Raw genomic sequence first — 16953 nt, 5'->3', positions numbered from 1 at the left:
ACCAACGGTCCTCCAGGACCGGCGCTGCGTCAAGGATGATCACCCGTCCGCAGCGTGGCCCTCACCTGCGGATTTAGATGTAGCTTGCACTTATTAGACTCTCTAACTTATTCTGTGCATGCCGCACCGACCTAGTGGAGAGCGAGAGGGCCCATGCAGGAAGAGGATCCGTTCGATCAGGGTGCGGGCAGCATCCTGCGTCAGCCGAAGGCCGTCTGGGCCACGGCGGGGGCGTCCGTCGTGGCGTTCATGGGGATCGGCCTGGTGGACCCGATCCTGCCGTCCATCGCCAAGGGCCTGGAGGCGACGCCGAGCCAGGTGTCCCTCCTGTTCACCTCGTACTTCCTGATCACCGCCGTGGCCATGCTCGTCACCGGTTTCGTCTCCAGCCGGATCGGCGGTCGCAAGACGCTGCTGGCCGGTCTGGCGCTCGTCGTCGTCTTCGCCGCGCTCTCCGGCACCTCCACGTCGGTCGGTGAGCTCGTCGGCTTCCGGGCAGGCTGGGGCCTGGGCAACGCCCTCTTCGTGTCGACCTCGCTCGCCGTGATCGTCGGGGCCGCGGCCGGCGGCAGCGCGGCGGCGATCCTGCTGTACGAGTCGGCGCTCGGCCTCGGCATGGCGTGCGGGCCGCTGCTCGGCGCGCTGCTCGGCGACGCCAGCTGGCGTTACCCGTTCTTCGGCACGGCGGCGCTGATGGCGATCGGCTTCGTCTGCATCACGGCGTTCCTGAGGGAACAGCCCCGCCCCGCCCGGAAGACCTCGTTGCTCGACCCGGTCAAGGCGCTCGGCCACGGCGGCCTGGCCTCCGTCGCGACCTCGGCGTTCTTCTACAACTACGCGTTCTTCACGATCCTGGCCTTCACGCCGTTCGTGCTGGACATGACGCCGTACAAGTCGGGCGCGGTCTTCTTCGCCTGGGGTCTGCTGCTCGCGGTCTTCTCGGTGCTCGTCGCCCCGCGGCTCCAGGAACGCTTCGGCTCGCTGAGGGTGCTCGGCGCCTCGCTGGTGCTGCTCGCCGTCGACCTGCTGGTCCTGGGGTACGGGAACCACACCGCGGCCATCGTCTGCACCATCGCCTCCGGCGCCTTCATCGGCATGAACAACACCGTCTACACGGAGCTGGCGCTCGGCGTCTCGGACGCACCGCGCCCGGTGGCGAGCGCCGGTTACAACTTCGTCCGCTGGTTCGCCGCGGCCGCCGCCCCGTATCTGGCTCCGAAGATCGAGGAGTGGAGCGACGTCCACATGCCGTTCGTGGTCGCCGCGGTCACGGCCGTGATCGGCGCGGTCGTCGTCGGGGTCCGGCGCTCGGCGCTGACCCGGGAGGCGGCGGAGCTGAGGGCCGAGCACGCCGCCGAGGACGGCGTCACCATCTTCGCGGAGTGAACCGGACGCCCCTGTTCCGCCCCGCCCGCGGCTCCCCCCTCCGGCCGCGCGGCGGGGCCCCGCGCACGGGCGGCCCCGGGGCCGCCCGCTCCCCCGGCCGTCCCGTACCGGCTCAGTCCAGCGGCACGGCAGCACGCAGCGGATCCCGCAGGTCCGTACCGTGCGAGAGCCACCGCTCCTGGAGCTCCTGCGCGCCGTGGACCCGCTTCCACGCCGCCTCGTTGGGCGTCATCGGCAGCAGCGGGAGGAAGCGCACCGGATCCGGTGCCGCGCCCGCGGGCCCGTCGCCGTGCGGCGCGGGCCCGTCGAGCTCCAGGTCCTCGACCAGCCCTCCCGGCTCGGCGACCAGCACCGAGCTGAACGGCGCCCCGGGCCAGAGCGGCCCGCCCACGTCCAGCGAGGCACCGGGCGCCACGATCACCCCCTCGACCTGCGGGGACGCCGCCAGCACCGCCAGCGGGCGCAACACCTTGTCGGTGTCGGCGAGCCCGGCACGCACCGAGAGCAGCAGCTCGGCGCGAGGGCCCTTCGAGGGGTCCACGACGGAGGCGGTCGGGTCGGTCATCGGCTGCGCGGACATGCCGAGCGTGACGTAGCGCACCACGTCGCCGTCGATGAAGCGGAGCACTTCGATCCGGTCGGCGCCGAGGAACGTCACCGACGCGCGCGCGTCCGGTTCGCCGAGGGCCGTGAGCAACCGGGCCTCGACCAGAGCAAGAATTTCTCCCATCCCGCGAGCATAGGACGCGTATGGAATGGGCAAAGTAAGGGATTGACCCTCGGTCGGCTGATAGTCTTGGCCGCTGGTCGGGGCAGCACGCAGAAGCGTCGCTCTCGGTCCCGACGACACGTCATCCCCCACGGGGGACCGGCTGGAGGAGGTGGGGCTGCAGTGGATCGAAGTCGATCGTGCAGTACGACCGCTCTCCCGCCCCACACCACCTTCCCGGTGGTCTGACGCCGCCTTCCCGGCCAGGGTTCAAGGCATCGCGCACGACGGAAGAGCACCCCTTTTCTGCCTGTCCGTAGCGACCGCCGTCCTCGCGTCGCCCTGGTGCCGCCCGCTTTGCGGACGTGAGTCACGTCCTCGTTCCGGGCTGTTCCGCGCGCCCGACGACGGCCCTCCGTGAAGGAGCCAGCCATGTCGATGATCCGCGACCTGCGCGCCGCCGTGCGCCCGTCCCTGCGCAGGAACAACACCATCCACAACACCTACGACGCGACCCGTGACCCGTCCGCGTCCACCGCGGTCGTCGACTGCGCGGTCTACCGCGACGGGCGCCGGGTGGAGAGCAGCAGCTGCCGCACCCCGCACGAGGCGATGCTCCAGGTGCGGGAGGAGGGCGGCTTCGCCTGGATCGGGCTGCACGAGCCGACCGAGGAGGAATTCGCCGGGATCGCCCGGGAGTTCGGCCTGCACCCGCTGGCCGTCGAGGACGCGGTCCACGCCCACCAGCGACCGAAGCTGGAGCGGTACGACGACACCCTGTTCACGGTCTTCAAGACCATCCACTACGTCGAGCACGCCGAACTCACCGCCACCAGCGAGGTCGTCGAGACCGGCGAGGTGATGTGCTTCACCGGCCGGGACTTCGTCATCACGGTCCGGCACGGCGGTCACGGTTCGCTGCGCGCGCTGCGCCACCGGCTCCAGGACGACCCCGAACTGCTCGCCAAGGGCCCCTCAGCGGTCCTGCACTCCATCGCCGACCATGTCGTCGACGGCTACATCGCCGTGGCGGGTGCCGTACAGGAGGACATCGACGAGGTGGAGATCGAGGTCTTCTCGACCCCCGTGAAAGGCAGCCCGCGCGGCTCCGAAGCGGGCCGGATCTACCAGCTCAAGCGCGAGGTCCTGGAGTTCAAGCGGGCCGTCTCACCGCTGCTGCGGCCGATGCAGCTGCTGAGCGAGCGGCCGATGCGGCTGATCGACCCGGACATCCAGAACTACTTCCGTGACGTCGCCGACCACCTGGCCCGGGTGCACGAGGAGGTCATCGGCTTCGACGAACTGCTGAACTCGATCCTGCAGGCCAGCCTGGCGCAGGCGACGGTCGCGCAGAACGAGGACATGCGCAAGATCACCTCCTGGGCGGCCATCGTGGCCGTGCCGACGATGATCTGCGGCGTCTACGGCATGAACTTCAAGCACATGCCCGAGACGGACTGGAAGTACGGCTATCCGATCGTGCTGGCCGCCATCGGGCTGGTCTGTTTCTCCATCCACCGCACCCTCAAGCGCAACGGCTGGCTCTGAGTCCGGCCGTCGTACCGGGTCCGGGCGCTCGAATAGAGTGCGGGCATGACTGCTGCTGCCGCCGACGCGCCGCTGGGACGGGCCCTGGTCGAGGAGGCCACCAAGAAGTCCGGTCTCGTCTGGGTACGGGGCACCGGCCCCGCCCGGGCCCTGTGGCACGTGTGGCACGAGGGTGCCGCCCACCTGGTCGGTGACGGCCCCGGCGAGCAGCCGTTCCCGCCCGGTCTCACCGACGGATCCGTCGCCGAGGTGACCGTGCGCAGCAAGGACAAGGGCGGGCGGCTGATTTCCTGGACGGCCGCCGTGACCGAGCTTTCACCGCACTCCGAGGAGTGGGAGGCCGCGGTCGCCGAACTCAAGGGCAAGCGGCTGAACGCGCCGGACGCCGAGCGGATGCCGGAGCGATGGGCGCGCGAGTGCCGGGTGCTGCGCCTGACCCCGGGCGAGTTCAGTACCCGACTGCCGGACGGCTCCCTGGCGGCCGCGCCGCTGCCGTCGCCCGCGATCACCCGGCGCCCGGTTCCCGCCGGGCTGCCGCGGCTGCTGAAGCGCGGGCGCAAGGGCTGACCGGGGCGCCGAGGCGGCCCGCCCGGGGCCGTGCGCCGTCACGCACGCCGCACGGCGGCAGGGCCCGCACTGCGACAGGCCCGCGCGGCGCACGGCGGCGGGGCCGTCCGGCCCCTCGCACCACGGCCGGCACCGCACCACTGCCGGCAGGTCCCCCCGCCGGTGAATCCCCGTTGTCGGTGGGTTCCCGCTGCCGGTGCCGTCCCGGCTCAGGACGACGTCCTGGGCAGCTGCTTCCCGTAGTCGACGGTGTCCTCCTCGGCGGGCGGCTCCAGCGTGAAGTCCTCGCCCCACTCCGAGAACCGCACGGTCCCGCCGCCACCGCCGCGCGCGAACCGCAGCGGGAACGGCTTTCCCTCCAGCGAGACGTCGAGCGTGCCGCCCTCCCCCTCGCCGCCGGTGATCTGGACGGTCCGGGTCGGACCGACCTTCGTCCGGTCGCCCTTGTTGACGGTGCCGTGCAGGGCGAGCAGGCCGCCGAGCAGGGTCTCCTTGTCCGTGAAGCCGCGCAGCTGTTTGTACGTGGGGTCGTCCTCCGGCACCTTGACGTACTTGTCCTGGAGCTTTTCGGCGGCCGCGTCGCCCGCGTCACCGCTCTCGCCCGGCTTCTCCTCGTGGCTCCAGAACCGGGCGTCCGCCTTGAGGTAGAGCTCGTCACCGACGCGCAGCAGCTCGAAGGTGCTGTTCCGCGACGCGACGGAGCCGGTGCCGCCGTCGTCCGTGAGCCGCATGTCGAGCGTGTAGGTGCCGCCCTTGCTGACCAGTTTCCCGGCCAGGCGTACCGCGTCGGCGGTGTCCGCGGCGGCCTGGGTCTTCTTCTCGATCTGCTCGGCGGTGAGCTTGCCGACGCCGTTGGTCCCCTCGTCCGGGTCCTCGCCCGCGCATGCCGTGAGGGCGACGGCCAGCCCCGCGCAGAGCACGGCGGCGAGGGCGGTCCGGCTACGGGCACGGACGGGCGGGACGGACGAGCTCACTTGGCGCACTGCCTCTCATCTGCGTGGCGGGGGTGGCAGACCGCAGCGTACCCGTGCCGATCACGCCGTCCGGCGGGGAGTCGCACGGCCTCCCCCGCCGGGGCGGGCGGGAGCGGTACGGGCTAGCCTGATCACGTCATAACGGTTCATTGGCGACCAAACGACCCGAACGGCGAAGTCGTACACGGACGAGTCCATGCGCGAGGACGCCCGCGCGCAGCGACCGCAGGGGCGCAGGAGATGCGCGGGGCGGTCCGTGTGCGGGGCGGTCCGCGCTTGGCGGCATCCGCGCGGAGGAGGAGGTGCACCCATGGCGGCAGGCGCTCCCCGGGTCTTCGTCTCGCACCTCGCGGGCGTGCCGGTCTTCGACCCGAACGGCGACCAGGTGGGCCGGGTCCGCGACCTCGTCGCGATGCTTCGGCTCGGCGGTCGCCCACCCCGGCTGCTCGGTCTCGTCGTCGAAGTGCTCACCCGCCGCCGGATCTTCCTTCCGATGACCCGGGTCACCGGCATCGAGTCGGGCCAGGTCATCACCACCGGCGTGGTCAACATGCGGCGCTTCGAACGCCGTCCGACCGAACGCCTGGTGCTCGGCGAGTTCCTGGACCGGCGCGTCCGGCTCGTGGAGACCGGCGAGGAGGTCACCGTCCTGGACGTCGCCATCCAGCAGCTGCCGGCCCGTCGCGACTGGGAGATCGACAAGTACTTCGTACGCAAGGGAAAGGGCGGGGCGCTGCGTCGCAAGGGCGAGACGCTGACAGTGGAGTGGTCGGCCGTCAGCGGGTTCTCGCTGGAGGAGGACGACCAGGGCGCCGAGTCCCTGGTCGCCACGTTCGAGCGGCTGCGCCCCACCGACGTGGCCAACGCCCTGCACCACCTGTCGCCGAAACGGCGGGCCGAGGTGGCCGCCGCGCTCGACGACGACCGGCTCGCCGACGTCCTGGAGGAACTGCCCGGGGACGACCAGGTGGAGATCATCGGCAAGCTGGCGGAGGAACGCGCCGCCGACGTCCTGGAGGCCATGGACCCGGACGACGCCGCCGACCTGCTGTCCGAACTGCCCGAGGAGGACAAGGAACGGCTGCTGACCCTGATGCGTCCGGGCGACGCCGCCGACATGCGGCGGCTGATGTCGTACGAGGAACGGACCGCGGGCGGTCTGATGACCACCGAGCCGATCATCCTGCGGCCGGACGCGACGGTAGCCGACGCGCTCGCGCGGGTCCGGCAGGCCGATCTGTCGCCGGCGCTCGCGGCCCAGGTGTACGTGTGCCGCTCGCCGGACGAGACCCCCACCGGCAAGTACCTCGGCACCGTCCACTTCCAGCGGCTGTTGCGGGACCCGCCGTACGCGCTGGTCAGTTCGATCGTCGACAGCGACCTCGTCCCGCTGACGCCGAACACCCCGCTGCCGGCCGTGACGAGCTATCTGGCCGCGTACAACCTGGTCTCGGCGCCGGTCGTGGACGAGAGCGGATCGCTGCTCGGCGCGGTGACCGTCGACGACGTGCTCGACCACCTGCTGCCAGAGGACTGGCGGGAGACCGACTTCCGCGGCGAGGAGGAGGCCGCCCATGGCCAATGAGGATCGGGCGAGGGCGGCGTCGACGGGCGCCTCGGGCATCGTGCGCCCGCCCCGCTTCCGACTGGACCAGCCGAAGCCCCCCAGACGGCGGCTGGTTCCGGACTACGATCCCGAGGCGTTCGGCCGACTGTCCGAGCGGATCGCCCGCTTCCTGGGCACCGGACGGTTCATCGTCTGGATGACGCTGGTCATCATCGTCTGGCTGGTGTGGAACGTCTTCGCGCCCGCGGCCTGGCGGTTCGACCCGTACCCGTTCATCTTCCTGACCCTGATGCTCTCCCTCCAGGCCTCGTACGCGGCCCCGCTGATCCTGCTCGCGCAGAACCGCCAGGACGACCGCGACCGCGTCACCCACGAGCAGGACCGCAAGCAGAACGAGCGGTCCATCGCGGACACCGAGTTCCTCACCCGGGAGATCGCGGCCCTGCGGATGGGCCTCGGCGAGGTCGCCACCCGCGACTGGATCCGCTCCGAACTGGAGGACCTCGTCCGGGACCTGGACGACCGCCGCACGCTCCTCCCGGCCGAGAGCGAAGAAGACCGCTGACGGAGGCTACTCGCGCGTAGCACCGGGCGCCGTACACCCTCCCGTCGCCCACCACCACCCCGAAGGAGCGCTGCGCGCACCCGTACTATCGATGTATGGCTACGGAAGACGCGGTGCGCGAGGCACTGGCGACAGTGAACGACCCGGAGATCCACCGTCCGATCACCGAACTCGGCATGGTGAAGTCGGTCGAGATCGACGCTGACGGTGCGGTCGCTGTCACGGTGTATCTCACGGTCTCGGGATGCCCGATGCGCGAGACGATCACCAGGAGCGTGACCGAGGCGGTCTCCCGCGTCGAGGGCGTCTCGCGGGTCGACGTCACGCTCGACGTGATGAGCGACGAGCAGCGCAAGGAACTCACGGCCTCGCTGCGCGGCGGCACGGCGGAGCGCGAGGTGCCGTTCGCCAGGCCGGGCTCGCTGACCCGGGTCTACGCGGTCGCCTCCGGCAAGGGCGGCGTCGGCAAGTCGTCGGTCACGGTGAACCTGGCCGCCGCGATGGCGGCCGACGGCCTCAAGGTCGGCGTGGTGGACGCGGACATCTACGGGCACAGCGTGCCCCGGATGCTCGGTGCGGACGGAAAGCCGACCCAGGTCGAGAACATGATCATGCCGCCGTCGTCGCACGGCGTGAAGGTCATCTCCATCGGCATGTTCACCCCGGGCAACGCGCCGGTGGTGTGGCGGGGGCCGATGCTGCACCGCGCGCTCCAGCAGTTCCTCGCCGACGTGTACTGGGGCGACCTGGACGTCCTCCTGCTCGACCTGCCGCCGGGGACCGGTGACATCGCGATCTCGGTGGCCCAGCTCGTGCCGAACGCCGAGATCCTGGTCGTGACGACACCGCAGCAGGCGGCGGCCGAGGTGGCCGAGCGGGCCGGGTCGATCGCCGTGCAGACGCACCAGAAGATCGTCGGCGTCGTGGAGAACATGTCCGGACTGCCGTGCCCGCACTGCGACGAGATGGTCGACGTCTTCGGCACCGGCGGCGGCCGGAAGGTCGCCGAGGGCCTGACCCGGACGGTCGGCGCGGAGGTGCCGGTGCTCGGCTCCATCCCGATCGACGTGCGGCTGCGCGAGGGCGGCGACGAGGGCAAGCCCGTCGTCCTGTCCGACCCCGACTCCCCGGCCGGCAAGGCGCTGCGCACCATCGCGGACAAGCTGGGCAACCGCCGACGCGGTCTGTCCGGCATGTCGCTGGGCATCACCCCGCGCAACAAGTTCTGACGGCGCGGGCCGTTTCCCGGACCGCCGGACGTGCTCGACGAACGACCACGTCCGGCGTCCTGGAGGGCTACCCGTACGCCGTGATGTCGCCGGCCTCCGAGAAGCCCAGTCCGTACGCGCTCATGCCCCGCCCGTAGGCGCCGATGTGGACCCCGCCCGGCGCGGACCCCGCCAGCACCCAGCCGTACTCGGACTCGCGGTAGTGGAAGGGCACCGGGACACCGTCCACCGGCAGGGACAGCTCCGACCACGCCGAGCCGTCCAGATCGTCGGCGAGTTCGAACGCCGTCTCCGTCTGCTGGTTCAGCCAGTCGTCACGCAGTGCGTGGTCCAGCTGGGCGGGCCAGGTGCAGGCGAGCAGCCCCGAACCGGCAAGCCAGGCCGCCGAGGAGACCGTGGTCGCGTCCAGCACCCCGGTGCCGTCACCGCTGTGCCGCACCGGGCTGCTGGCCACCGTCACGACGACGGCGAACCGCAGCTTCTCCGCATCGCCCGCGTCGACCTTGACCGACGGCTCGTCGCCGTGGCCGATGGAACCGTGCTGCACCAGACCGTCCGCGGCGGTTCCCAGGTGCAGCAGCCGACGCGGCCCGGTGAACGCCTCGTCCAGCCCGTACCAGGGAAACGGGGCGGCCAGAAAGCCGTCGACCAGGCGCCGGGCCGCCGACGTTCCCTCTGCGGTGACAGTGTCCGGCGCGTCCTCCGCGTCCACCCGACTGGTCGTCTCCATCTGCCCGGCCGCCTCCTCGATCCTCGGGTCCGGAGCGGCCCGCCCCCCGACGGGCGTCCTCACAACCGGACAGATGGAGAATAGCCATACCGTCCGGACGACTCGGGATTGACTGCCGTCAGGTGGCGTCGGCGTCGAACGGCGGGTGGTCCTGCTTCGCGGGCCGGTCCCGCTTCTTGAGCAGGTCCGGCGTACCGGCGGAGCCGTTGGCGACGGGGACCGCCGAACCGTTCGACGCGGCGCTCGGGGAATCCGCCGACTCCAGGGCCGCGCTCTCCCGCCCGTTCACCGCGTCGGTGACCTCGGACAGGTCCTTGCGCAGGTCGAAGCTCTCGCGGATCTCCTTCAGCCCCAGGTCGTCGCTGCCCTCCATGAGCTGCTTGCGGACGAACGTCTTGGGGTTGAGGTCCTCGAACTCGAAGTCCTTGAACTCCGGGCCCAGCTCTGTACGGATGTCCTGCTTGGCGTTCTCCGAGAACTCACGGACCTTGCGGATGAAACGCGAAGCATCCTGGATGACCTTGGGCAGCTTGTCCGGGCCGAAGATCAGCATGCCCAGGATCGCGAGCGTCAGCAGCTCCAGTGCGCCTATGTCATTGAACACCTAGTTGCTCCTCGTGTTCTCCGAGACCAGGTCGGTTGCGGTCCGGACCCGCCCACGGTACCCGCCGAAACTGCCCGCGCGGTAGCGGCCCGCGGCCGTCAGCCGCCCGTCGCGGACCCGAGCGTCAAAGAGATGGACAGGTCTTTACCACCACGGGTCAGGCCGAGGTCCAGCCGGTCGCCGGGCCGGTGCGCCCGGATCTTCACGATGAGTTCCTCACCACTGTGCACCCGTCGGCCGTCGACCTCGGTGATGACGTCCCCCGGCCTGATCCCGGCCTCGGCCCCGGGCCCGCCGGGCGTCACCGCAGGCTTTCCGTCCGCGCCCTTGGCCCCGACCTTGGCGCCGTCGCCCGTGTACTTCATGTCCAGGGTGACGCCGATCACCGGATGGGTGGCCTTCCCGGTGTTGATCAATTCCTCGGCGACGCGCTTGCCCTGGTTGATCGGGATGGCGAAGCCGAGGCCGATGGACCCCGACTGCCCGCCCTCGCTGCTCGAACCGCTGTCGGCGGCGCGGATGGCGCTGTTGATGCCTATGACGTGGGCGTCGGTGTCGACGAGCGGACCGCCGGAGTTCCCGGGGTTGATCGGGGCATCGGTCTGCAGCGCGTCGACGTAACTGATGTCGCTGCCGTCGCCCTTCTCGCCGCCCGCGGTGATCGGCCGGTCCTTGGCACTGATGATGCCCGAGGTCACGGTGTTGGAAAGGTCGAAGGGAGCACCGATGGCCACCACCGGGTCGCCGACCTGCACGTTGTCGGAGTTGCCCAGCGGCAGCGGCTTGAGGCCCGACACCCCGGTGACCTTGACCACGGCAAGGTCGTAGCCGCTGTCCTTGCCGACGATCTCGCCGCTCGCGGTCTCGCCGCCGCTGAACGTCACGGTGATCCGGCCGGAGGGCCCGGCCGGCGCCACCACGTGGTTGTTGGTGAGGATGTGGCCGGCCCGGTCGAGCACGAAGCCGGTGCCGGTGCCGCCCTCGGTGGCACCGCTGACGTGGAGCGTGACCACGCTGGGCAGGGCGCTGGCGGCGATTCCCGCGACGCTGTCGGGGGCACGGCCGCCGCCGCTGCGCCCGGCCTGCGGGAGCTCGACCCGGGTGAGACCGCCGTTGCGCTCGATGTACGAGCCGATCCCGCCACCGATACCGCCCGCCACCAGGGCGAGGAGCACCGCGCCGACGAGGAGGGAGCCGCGCCGGTTCTTCCTTCGGCCGGTCTCGGCACCGAGCGGTGGGCCCGGGTGGGTCAGCGGCCGGTGGGGGGCGCCCCAGGGGTCGTACTGGACCCACTGGGCGGGCGGGGCCGGCTCGATCGGCCCGGGGACGGGCCGGGCGTCGAGCGGGGGCTGCGGCGGGAGCGCGGGCCCGCCCGGGGGCGTGAAGCGGCCCCCTGGTGCGGCGTGGATGCCCGCACCGTCCGTCCCCGCGTACTGCGGCGGTACGACGGTGCCGTGTGCCGGGGTCGGGACCGGTCGCTGCACGGGGGGTGCGGGTGCCCAGGGACCGGGTTCGCCGTACGGCGGGGTGCTGTACGGGTCGGGCTCGTGCAGCGGCGTCATGGGCCTCGTTGCCGCGGCGGGCGACGGGACCGGCTCGGCCTGCGGTGACGACGGCGTGGACGGGGCCGGCTCGGCGGGCACGGACGTGGGCGGGAGGGCAACCGGCTCGGGTGTCGCCGACCGGAGCTGCGGGCCCGCCTCGCCGGTCCCTCCCGCCACGCCCGTCCCGTCGCCCGCCGCGCTCGCCGCGTCTGCCGTGCGCGCCTCGTCCGGCACGCCCCGCACCTCGGGCGCGGGGGGCGTGTCCGCCGGGTCCGCCGCGTGAACCGGCCCGTCCGGCGTCGTGCGGGCGGTACGTCCCGGCGTGGGCCGACTCCACCACTTCGCCTTCGGCCCGGTGGACATCCCGTCTTCCATGCTCTCCCCGCAACTGCCGCAACTGGCCCGTGCGCGCCCCGGCCGGGGCGCCCCTCCCGGAACTGCTCCCGGAATTCAACCAGGTTTGCGAATGTCCGCGCAGACCTCGTTCAGCGCCGGGAGGGTACCGGCAGGCGGTCGTCGGCCGGGGTCGGCAGCGCCGAGGGCGGCGGGGACGTCCAGGAGGACGGTACGGAGGGTGCCGCGGGCGACGGGGTGAGTCGCCCGAGCACCTGGGCGAGGAGAGGAGTGGTGCCGGTGGGACGTATCAGCGGTGCCTCGGACGCGTCGGTGAGAAGCCGGACGTCGAGAGTGTTTCCCGAGAGGTCCGAGAGACCCGAGAGTCCCGACAGGCTTCCGGTGGCGACCGCGGGAGCCGTGTAGGACACCACCGGGGTGGTGTCCGTCACGGACGGCGGGGTGGTGGCGGCGCCCGAGCTCTCGTGCGTCTCCGCCGCAGCGGGTGTGTTCCGGCCGCCTCCGTTGCGGCGGCCGACCGAACCGGGGCTCTCGCCGCGGCCCTCGTCGAGCGGGGTCACGGTGTTCCCGGTGCCCGCGGCCCGTGCCGAGACCTGAGGACCGGCCGCCGTCTGCAGCGCACCGCCCAGGGCGATGGCCGCCAGCGACACCGCGCCGGCGGCGGCGAAGGCGAATCTCCGGCCGCGCCAGGCCGACCGGTCCTGCTCGCGGCCCACCTCGTGGATCCGGAAACCCGGACGGGTGGATCCGCCGGGGAGGACGGCGGAACCGTGCGGGGCCGGAAGGTAACCGAAATCGCCGAGGCCGGGATCGCCGAGGCCCGAGCCGCCCCGGCCGTCCGTGCGGCTGCCGGGCGGCTGGATCACGGGGAAGAATCCGTCGGCGAATCGCCCGGAGCCGCCGAATGGTCCCCCGCGACTGTCGTCACCGTCTCCCGGCCCCCCGGGCAGGCCCTGCAGCCGGGCGAGGAAGCCCTCGGACGGCGACGGCGGGGCGGACTGCGCGAAAACACTCTTCAGGCGGCGTTGGGCGGCCGCCTCGGCCTTGCACTTGGCGCAGGTCGCAAGGTGGGCGAGCACGCGCTCGCGGGCATCGTGTTTCAGCTCGCCGTCGACAAGTGCGGCGAGCCGGTCCCCCAGGTGCTGTTCCGCGGGGGTCGGACCTGTGCCACTCACGCCGTTCCGCCCTCCCCCGCCAGTACCGCCCCCGCCAGCGAGGGCTGCTCCACCCGCCGCGCCCCGGGCGAGCGGTGCTGCAACGCCTTGCGCAGGTGCGAACGGCCGCGGTGGATGCGGCTGCGCACGGTACCGAGCTTCACGCCCAGCGTCGCGGCGATCTCCTCGTACGAGAGGCCCTCGATGTCGCAGAGCACGACGGCGGCACGGAACTCGGGCGCGAGGGTGTCCAGCGCCTGCTGCACGTCCGCGTCGAAATGGGCGTCGTTGAAGACCTGCTGCGGGGACGGCTCACGGCTCGGCAGCCGCTCGGCGGCGTCGTCGCCCAGCGAATCGAAACGGATCCGCTGCTTGCGGCGGACCATGTCCAGGAACAGATTGGTGGTGATGCGGTGCAGCCAGCCCTCGAAGGTGCCGGGTGTGTAGGTCGACAGCGACCGGAACACGCGGACGAAGACCTCCTGGGTGAGATCCTCCGCGTCGTGCTGGTTGCCGGTCAGACGGTAGGCGAGGCGGTAGACCCGACCGCTGTGCGTGCTGACGATCTCTTCCCAGGAGGGCGGTGTCCACGCCTGGCAATCCGCATCTGAGGCGAAGGTCGCGGTCGTCGCGGATTCGGCGGAAGAACGGTCAGCAATGTTGGTCACGGATTTCGGCTCACCCGCCGACCTGAGCAAGCGCCGCAGCGCTCCTCTCCGATCCGCAGGCGCAGCCGCACCTCCCCTATCGGCTCTGGTGGTGTCCAGCGGAGTCCCTACCATAGCCACCTCGCCCGTTAGCTCCGGATAAGCCTTTTTCCTGCTGGGGCCGGGAATGCCCCGAAGACCTGGCCCCACGGACCCGGCCCGTCCCGCGGGCCGATTTCCGGGGGCTCTCCCCGCTCCTGCACAACGTCCGGTCCCATCTGCGGGTTCCCGGGCACAGCGGATACAGTCACCGTTGCGCCAACTACGGGGACAGGAGAGGGTCATTACCGCCAACCGGCAGACGAGCTGGGCGTTCGCCGACGCCTTTGTCGCCGAGGACGAAGCGTTGCGCTGGGCCCGGGACCGGGCCCGGGACGCAGGGCTCCGCCCGGTGTCCCCCGGCACGGGCGCCGTGCTGCGCCTGCTCGCTGCCACGACGGACGCCAAGGCCGTGGCCGAGATCGGCACCGGGACGGGCGTGTCCGGACTCTATCTGCTGTACGGAATGCGGCCCGACGGGGTGCTCACCACGGTCGATCCGGAACCCGACCGCCAGCAGTTCGCCCGTGAGGCGTTCCGGGCCGCGGGCTTCGCCGCCAACCGTGCCCGTTTCATTCCGGGACGCGCCCTGGACGTGCTGCCGCGCCTCGCGGACGGTGGTTACGACCTGGTGTTCTGCGACGGCGACCGGCTGGAGAGCCTCGACTGTCTCGCCGAATCGTTGCGTCTGCTGCGCCCCGGTGGCCTGGTGTGTTTCGAGGGCGTCTTCGCGGACGGCCGCACGGTCGACTCCGCGGCGCAGCCGGCGGAGGTGCTGCGGTTGCGGGAGCTGTTGCGGACGGTGCGCGAGAGCACGGAACTGCTGGAGACGCTGGTGCCGGTGGGTGACGGGCTGCTGTGCGCGGTCCGACGGGGCTGACCCACGACGGCGGCCCGGCCGGGAAAACGGAACGGCCGGAAGCGGCCCGGTGAAACGGGACGGCAGGGGATCGGGCCGGTGCGGGGAACGGGACGGCCGGGAAGCGGTCCGGGGCGACGCGACCGGAGCGACCTGCGGTACCGGGGCCCCGGCCGGGCCGGACGGCCCCGGGGGATCGCCCGCGCACCCCTTCACCGAACGCATCGCTGCCCCGGCACGGTGTCCGTGCCGGGGCAGCGAGAAGATGGGAGCGCGTCTGCTCAGCCGACGACCTTCTTGAGGGCATCGCCGAGTGCGTCGGCCTCGTCCGGCGTCAGCTCCACGACGAGCCGACCGCCGCCTTCGAGCGGAACGCGCATGACGATGCCCCGCCCCTCCTTGGTCACCTCGAGCGGGCCGTCGCCCGTCCGCGGCTTCATGGCCGCCATGCTCGTTCCCCTTCCTGAAACCAGCTCTTCGCAACCGGCGGCCCCATGACAGGCGCTGTGTCACCGGCATCGAACACATTGCTTCCAGGCCATTATCCCGCATCACAGACCCCAATGACCAACATCGGTCGGCATCGCTTGCGCAACGCGCGCGCCCAAAACCACCCAATTCGGCGATCGGGCTGCGATACTCCGCCCTCTGGGACCCCTCACCGGAGCGCATCCGAGCGCGATTGTTAGACGCAGGTCACATGTTCGTCCGTGCCCGGGTCGGACATGCTTGCCTGGACAGGCACATCGTCCGAGGCGCAGAGGGGACAGCGAAATGGCCGACGAGACGGCGGACAGCGTGCTCCACGAGGTGAGCGACGGGCTCGCAACGATCACGATCAACCGCCCCGGCGCGATGAACGCCATGGACACCGCGGCCAAGGTGGCGCTGCGCGAGGCCCTGCGGTCCGCAGCGGCCGACCCCGCCGTCCGGGCCGTTCTGCTCACCGCCACGGGGCGCGCCTTCTGCGTGGGCCAGGACCTCAGGGAACACGTCGGGAAGCTCGAAGAGGCCCGTGCGTCGGGCAGCGGCAACGCGCTGAGCACCGTGCGCGAGCACTACAACCCGATCGTGCGGGCCATCACGGAGATGCCCAAGCCGGTCGTCGCCGGCGTGAACGGCGTCGCCGCCGGAGCGGGTTTCGGATTCGCGCTCGCCTGCGACTACCGGGTGGTCGCCGACACCGCGTCGTTCAACACCTCGTTCGCCGGGGTCGCGCTCACCGCCGACTCGGGCGTCTCCTGGACGCTGCCCCGGCTGATCGGGCAGAGCCGCGCCGCCGACCTGCTGCTCTTCCCGCGCTCGATCTCCGCGCGGGAGGCCCATGAGCTGGGCATCGCGAACAAACTGGTGCCCGCCGACGAACTGGCCGCCGAGGCCGCCGCCGTCGCCCGGACCCTGGCCCACGGCCCCACCGTGGCGTACGCCGCGCTCAAGGAGTCCCTCGCGTACGGCGCCGCCCACAGCCTGGACGAGGCACTGGAGAAGGAGGACGAACTCCAGACGAAGGCGGGCGTGTCCGAGGACCATGCGATCGCGGTGCGGGCGTTCCTGGACAAGGAGAGGCCGAAGTACCTCGGCCGGTAGTCGGCGGGCGGGTCCGGGTCCCGCCCCGTCGCGGTCGTTCGGCGGGCGGGTCCGGCCCGGGTGGACCCGCCCCGGGCACGGCCTACGCCCCGGTGCCGCGCGCCACGCAGTCGGCGAGGTGGTCGTCGACGAGGCCGCACGCCTGCATCAGGGCGTAGGCCGTGGTGGGGCCGACGAAGCGGATGCCGCGCTTCTTGAGGTCCTTGGCCAGGGCCGTGGACTCCGGGGTGACGGCGGGAACGTCCCCGAGGGTGCGCGGCACCGGACGGCCGACCGGGTCGGGGGCGTGGGACCAGATGAGTTCGTCCAGTTCGCCGTCGCGCCAGTCGGCCAGCACCTTGGCGTTGGCGAGGGTCGCCTCGATCTTCGCCCGGTTGCGGATGATGCCGGTGTCGGCGAGGAGACGTTCCTCGTCGGCATCGGTGAACTCGGCAACGGCCGGGATCTTGAAGCCCGCGAAGGCGGAGCGGAAGCCCTCCCGGCGGCGCAGGATCGTCAGCCAGGACAGGCCCGACTGGAACGCCTCCAGGCAGAGCCGTTCGAAGAGGGCGTCGTCGCCGTGGACCGGGCGGCCCCATTCGGTGTCGTGGTAGGTCAGGTAGTCCTCCGTGGAGAGCCCCCAGGGGCAGCGCAGGCCGCCGTCCGGTGCTGCTTCCGCGCCGTCGCTCATCGCCCGGACTCCTCTCCCGGTCGGTCCTCCGGCCGGTCCTCGTGCTGTTGGGGATCGTGCTGCCGGGGGTCGTGCGGCCGGGGCTCGCGCCCGGTGTCCTGCGGGCCGTCGTCGTTCCCGGTGGCCCGCCAGGATTTGTCCCACGGTGCCCGGGAGCGCT

The 16953-nt window shown here is 71.8% G+C and carries 17 protein-coding genes; 8 read left to right on the top strand and 9 right to left on the bottom strand.

Annotated elements, in window-relative coordinates; genetic code table 11:
* Positions 1 to 153: 153 nt before the first annotated feature.
* Positions 154 to 1386, top strand: coding sequence for an MFS transporter (locus ACFC79_RS01825; RefSeq protein ID WP_376233804.1), 1233 nt, complete (start codon positions 154 to 156; stop codon positions 1384 to 1386).
* 112 nt (positions 1387 to 1498) lie between these two features.
* Here the strand turns inward: ACFC79_RS01825 and ACFC79_RS01820 are convergent, their stop codons facing one another.
* Positions 1499 to 2116 (bottom strand): suppressor of fused domain protein, encoded by a 618-nt coding sequence (locus ACFC79_RS01820; protein ID WP_376233801.1) that lies wholly within the window; start codon positions 2114 to 2116, stop codon positions 1499 to 1501.
* Positions 2117 to 2527: 411 nt separating this feature from the next.
* Between ACFC79_RS01820 and ACFC79_RS01815 the strand changes: the two genes are divergently transcribed.
* Together ACFC79_RS01815 and ACFC79_RS01810 are read left to right on the top strand one after the other, a co-directional pair.
* Positions 2528 to 3643, top strand: coding sequence for a magnesium and cobalt transport protein CorA (locus tag ACFC79_RS01815; protein WP_376233798.1), 1116 nt, complete (start codon positions 2528 to 2530; stop codon positions 3641 to 3643).
* A 45-nt stretch (positions 3644 to 3688) separates the two neighbouring features.
* Positions 3689 to 4210, top strand: coding sequence for a hypothetical protein (locus ACFC79_RS01810; RefSeq protein ID WP_376233795.1), 522 nt, complete (start codon positions 3689 to 3691; stop codon positions 4208 to 4210).
* Between the two features lie 209 nt (positions 4211 to 4419).
* Here the strand turns inward: ACFC79_RS01810 and ACFC79_RS01805 are convergent, their stop codons facing one another.
* Entirely contained in the window at positions 4420 to 5184 is a 765-nt protein-coding gene (locus ACFC79_RS01805; RefSeq protein WP_376233792.1) for a hypothetical protein, read from the bottom strand.
* 310 nt (positions 5185 to 5494) lie between these two features.
* Between ACFC79_RS01805 and ACFC79_RS01800 the strand changes: the two genes are divergently transcribed.
* From ACFC79_RS01800 to ACFC79_RS01790, 3 genes are all read left to right on the top strand, one after another.
* Entirely contained in the window at positions 5495 to 6769 is a 1275-nt protein-coding gene (locus tag ACFC79_RS01800; RefSeq protein WP_376233789.1) for a magnesium transporter MgtE N-terminal domain-containing protein, read from the top strand.
* Positions 6759 to 7316 carry a DUF1003 domain-containing protein gene (locus ACFC79_RS01795; protein ID WP_376233786.1) on the top strand — a complete coding sequence of 186 codons (558 nt, stop codon included), beginning with the start codon at positions 6759 to 6761 and terminating at the stop codon, positions 7314 to 7316. Before ACFC79_RS01800 ends, ACFC79_RS01795 begins: the two co-directional genes overlap by 11 nt.
* Before the next feature lie 95 nt (positions 7317 to 7411).
* A complete protein-coding gene (locus tag ACFC79_RS01790; RefSeq protein WP_376233783.1) occupies positions 7412 to 8545 on the top strand; it encodes an Mrp/NBP35 family ATP-binding protein in 1134 nt (377 codons plus the stop codon).
* Positions 8546 to 8612: 67 nt separating this feature from the next.
* Here ACFC79_RS01790 and ACFC79_RS01785 read toward each other — a convergent pair whose 3' ends face one another.
* The 5 genes from ACFC79_RS01785 to sigE form a co-directional block, all read right to left on the bottom strand.
* Positions 8613 to 9275, bottom strand: coding sequence for a hypothetical protein (locus ACFC79_RS01785; protein ID WP_376233780.1), 663 nt, complete (start codon positions 9273 to 9275; stop codon positions 8613 to 8615).
* A 118-nt stretch (positions 9276 to 9393) separates the two neighbouring features.
* Positions 9394 to 9879: a sec-independent translocase gene (locus ACFC79_RS01780; protein WP_376233777.1), complete on the bottom strand. Its 486-nt coding sequence runs from the start codon at positions 9877 to 9879 to the stop codon at positions 9394 to 9396.
* A gap of 98 nt (positions 9880 to 9977) precedes the next feature.
* A complete protein-coding gene (locus ACFC79_RS01775; protein ID WP_376233774.1) occupies positions 9978 to 11798 on the bottom strand; it encodes a trypsin-like peptidase domain-containing protein in 1821 nt (606 codons plus the stop codon).
* Between the two features lie 110 nt (positions 11799 to 11908).
* Positions 11909 to 12952 (bottom strand): zf-HC2 domain-containing protein, encoded by a 1044-nt coding sequence (locus tag ACFC79_RS01770; protein ID WP_376233771.1) that lies wholly within the window; start codon positions 12950 to 12952, stop codon positions 11909 to 11911.
* On the bottom strand, positions 12949 to 13713 hold the full coding sequence (sigE, locus tag ACFC79_RS01765) for an RNA polymerase sigma factor SigE (protein ID WP_376233768.1): 765 nt from the start codon (positions 13711 to 13713) through the stop codon (positions 12949 to 12951). The genes ACFC79_RS01770 and sigE overlap by 4 nt, the downstream gene beginning before the upstream one ends.
* A 178-nt stretch (positions 13714 to 13891) precedes the next feature.
* Here sigE and ACFC79_RS01760 point away from each other — a divergent pair, with 178 nt between their 5' ends.
* The gene (locus ACFC79_RS01760; RefSeq protein WP_376233765.1) at positions 13892 to 14557 is read left to right on the top strand and encodes an O-methyltransferase; all 666 of its coding nucleotides are present in this window, start codon (positions 13892 to 13894) and stop codon (positions 14555 to 14557) included.
* Between the two features lie 260 nt (positions 14558 to 14817).
* Here ACFC79_RS01760 and ACFC79_RS01755 read toward each other — a convergent pair whose 3' ends face one another.
* Complete coding sequence (locus ACFC79_RS01755) at positions 14818 to 14985, bottom strand: DUF3117 domain-containing protein (RefSeq protein ID WP_003966491.1); 168 nt, start codon at positions 14983 to 14985, stop codon at positions 14818 to 14820.
* Between the two features lie 325 nt (positions 14986 to 15310).
* Here ACFC79_RS01755 and ACFC79_RS01750 point away from each other — a divergent pair, with 325 nt between their 5' ends.
* Positions 15311 to 16123: an enoyl-CoA hydratase/isomerase family protein gene (locus ACFC79_RS01750; protein WP_376233762.1), complete on the top strand. Its 813-nt coding sequence runs from the start codon at positions 15311 to 15313 to the stop codon at positions 16121 to 16123.
* 82 nt (positions 16124 to 16205) lie between these two features.
* Here ACFC79_RS01750 and ACFC79_RS01745 read toward each other — a convergent pair whose 3' ends face one another.
* Complete coding sequence (locus ACFC79_RS01745; RefSeq protein WP_376233759.1) at positions 16206 to 16793, bottom strand: DNA-3-methyladenine glycosylase I; 588 nt, start codon at positions 16791 to 16793, stop codon at positions 16206 to 16208.
* Between the last annotated feature and the right edge of the window lie 160 nt (positions 16794 to 16953).

It is taken from the genome of Streptomyces sp. NPDC056061, assembly GCF_042266885.1.
Lineage (GTDB): Bacteria > Actinomycetota > Actinomycetes > Streptomycetales > Streptomycetaceae > Streptomyces.
This window is presented reverse-complemented; position numbering and strand designations above follow the sequence as displayed.

Excerpts from the sequence above, each read along its gene's own strand:
- ACFC79_RS01825 (WP_376233804.1), top strand. The coding sequence starts at position 154 with ATGCAGGAAGAGGATCCGTTCGATCAGGGTGCGGGCAGCATCCTGCGT.
- ACFC79_RS01820 (WP_376233801.1), bottom strand. The coding sequence starts at position 2,116 with ATGGGAGAAATTCTTGCTCTGGTCGAGGCCCGGTTGCTCACGGCCCTC.
- ACFC79_RS01815 (WP_376233798.1), top strand. The coding sequence starts at position 2,528 with ATGTCGATGATCCGCGACCTGCGCGCCGCCGTGCGCCCGTCCCTGCGC.
- ACFC79_RS01810 (WP_376233795.1), top strand. The coding sequence starts at position 3,689 with ATGACTGCTGCTGCCGCCGACGCGCCGCTGGGACGGGCCCTGGTCGAG.
- ACFC79_RS01800 (WP_376233789.1), top strand. The coding sequence starts at position 5,495 with ATGGCGGCAGGCGCTCCCCGGGTCTTCGTCTCGCACCTCGCGGGCGTG.
- ACFC79_RS01795 (WP_376233786.1), top strand. The coding sequence starts at position 6,759 with ATGGCCAATGAGGATCGGGCGAGGGCGGCGTCGACGGGCGCCTCGGGC.
- ACFC79_RS01790 (WP_376233783.1), top strand. The coding sequence starts at position 7,412 with ATGGCTACGGAAGACGCGGTGCGCGAGGCACTGGCGACAGTGAACGAC.
- ACFC79_RS01785 (WP_376233780.1), bottom strand. The coding sequence starts at position 9,275 with ATGGAGACGACCAGTCGGGTGGACGCGGAGGACGCGCCGGACACTGTC.
- ACFC79_RS01775 (WP_376233774.1), bottom strand. The coding sequence starts at position 11,798 with ATGGAAGACGGGATGTCCACCGGGCCGAAGGCGAAGTGGTGGAGTCGG.
- sigE (WP_376233768.1), bottom strand. The coding sequence starts at position 13,713 with ATGGTAGGGACTCCGCTGGACACCACCAGAGCCGATAGGGGAGGTGCG.
- ACFC79_RS01755 (WP_003966491.1), bottom strand. The coding sequence starts at position 14,985 with ATGGCGGCCATGAAGCCGCGGACGGGCGACGGCCCGCTCGAGGTGACC.
- ACFC79_RS01750 (WP_376233762.1), top strand. The coding sequence starts at position 15,311 with ATGGCCGACGAGACGGCGGACAGCGTGCTCCACGAGGTGAGCGACGGG.
- ACFC79_RS01745 (WP_376233759.1), bottom strand. The coding sequence starts at position 16,793 with ATGAGCGACGGCGCGGAAGCAGCACCGGACGGCGGCCTGCGCTGCCCC.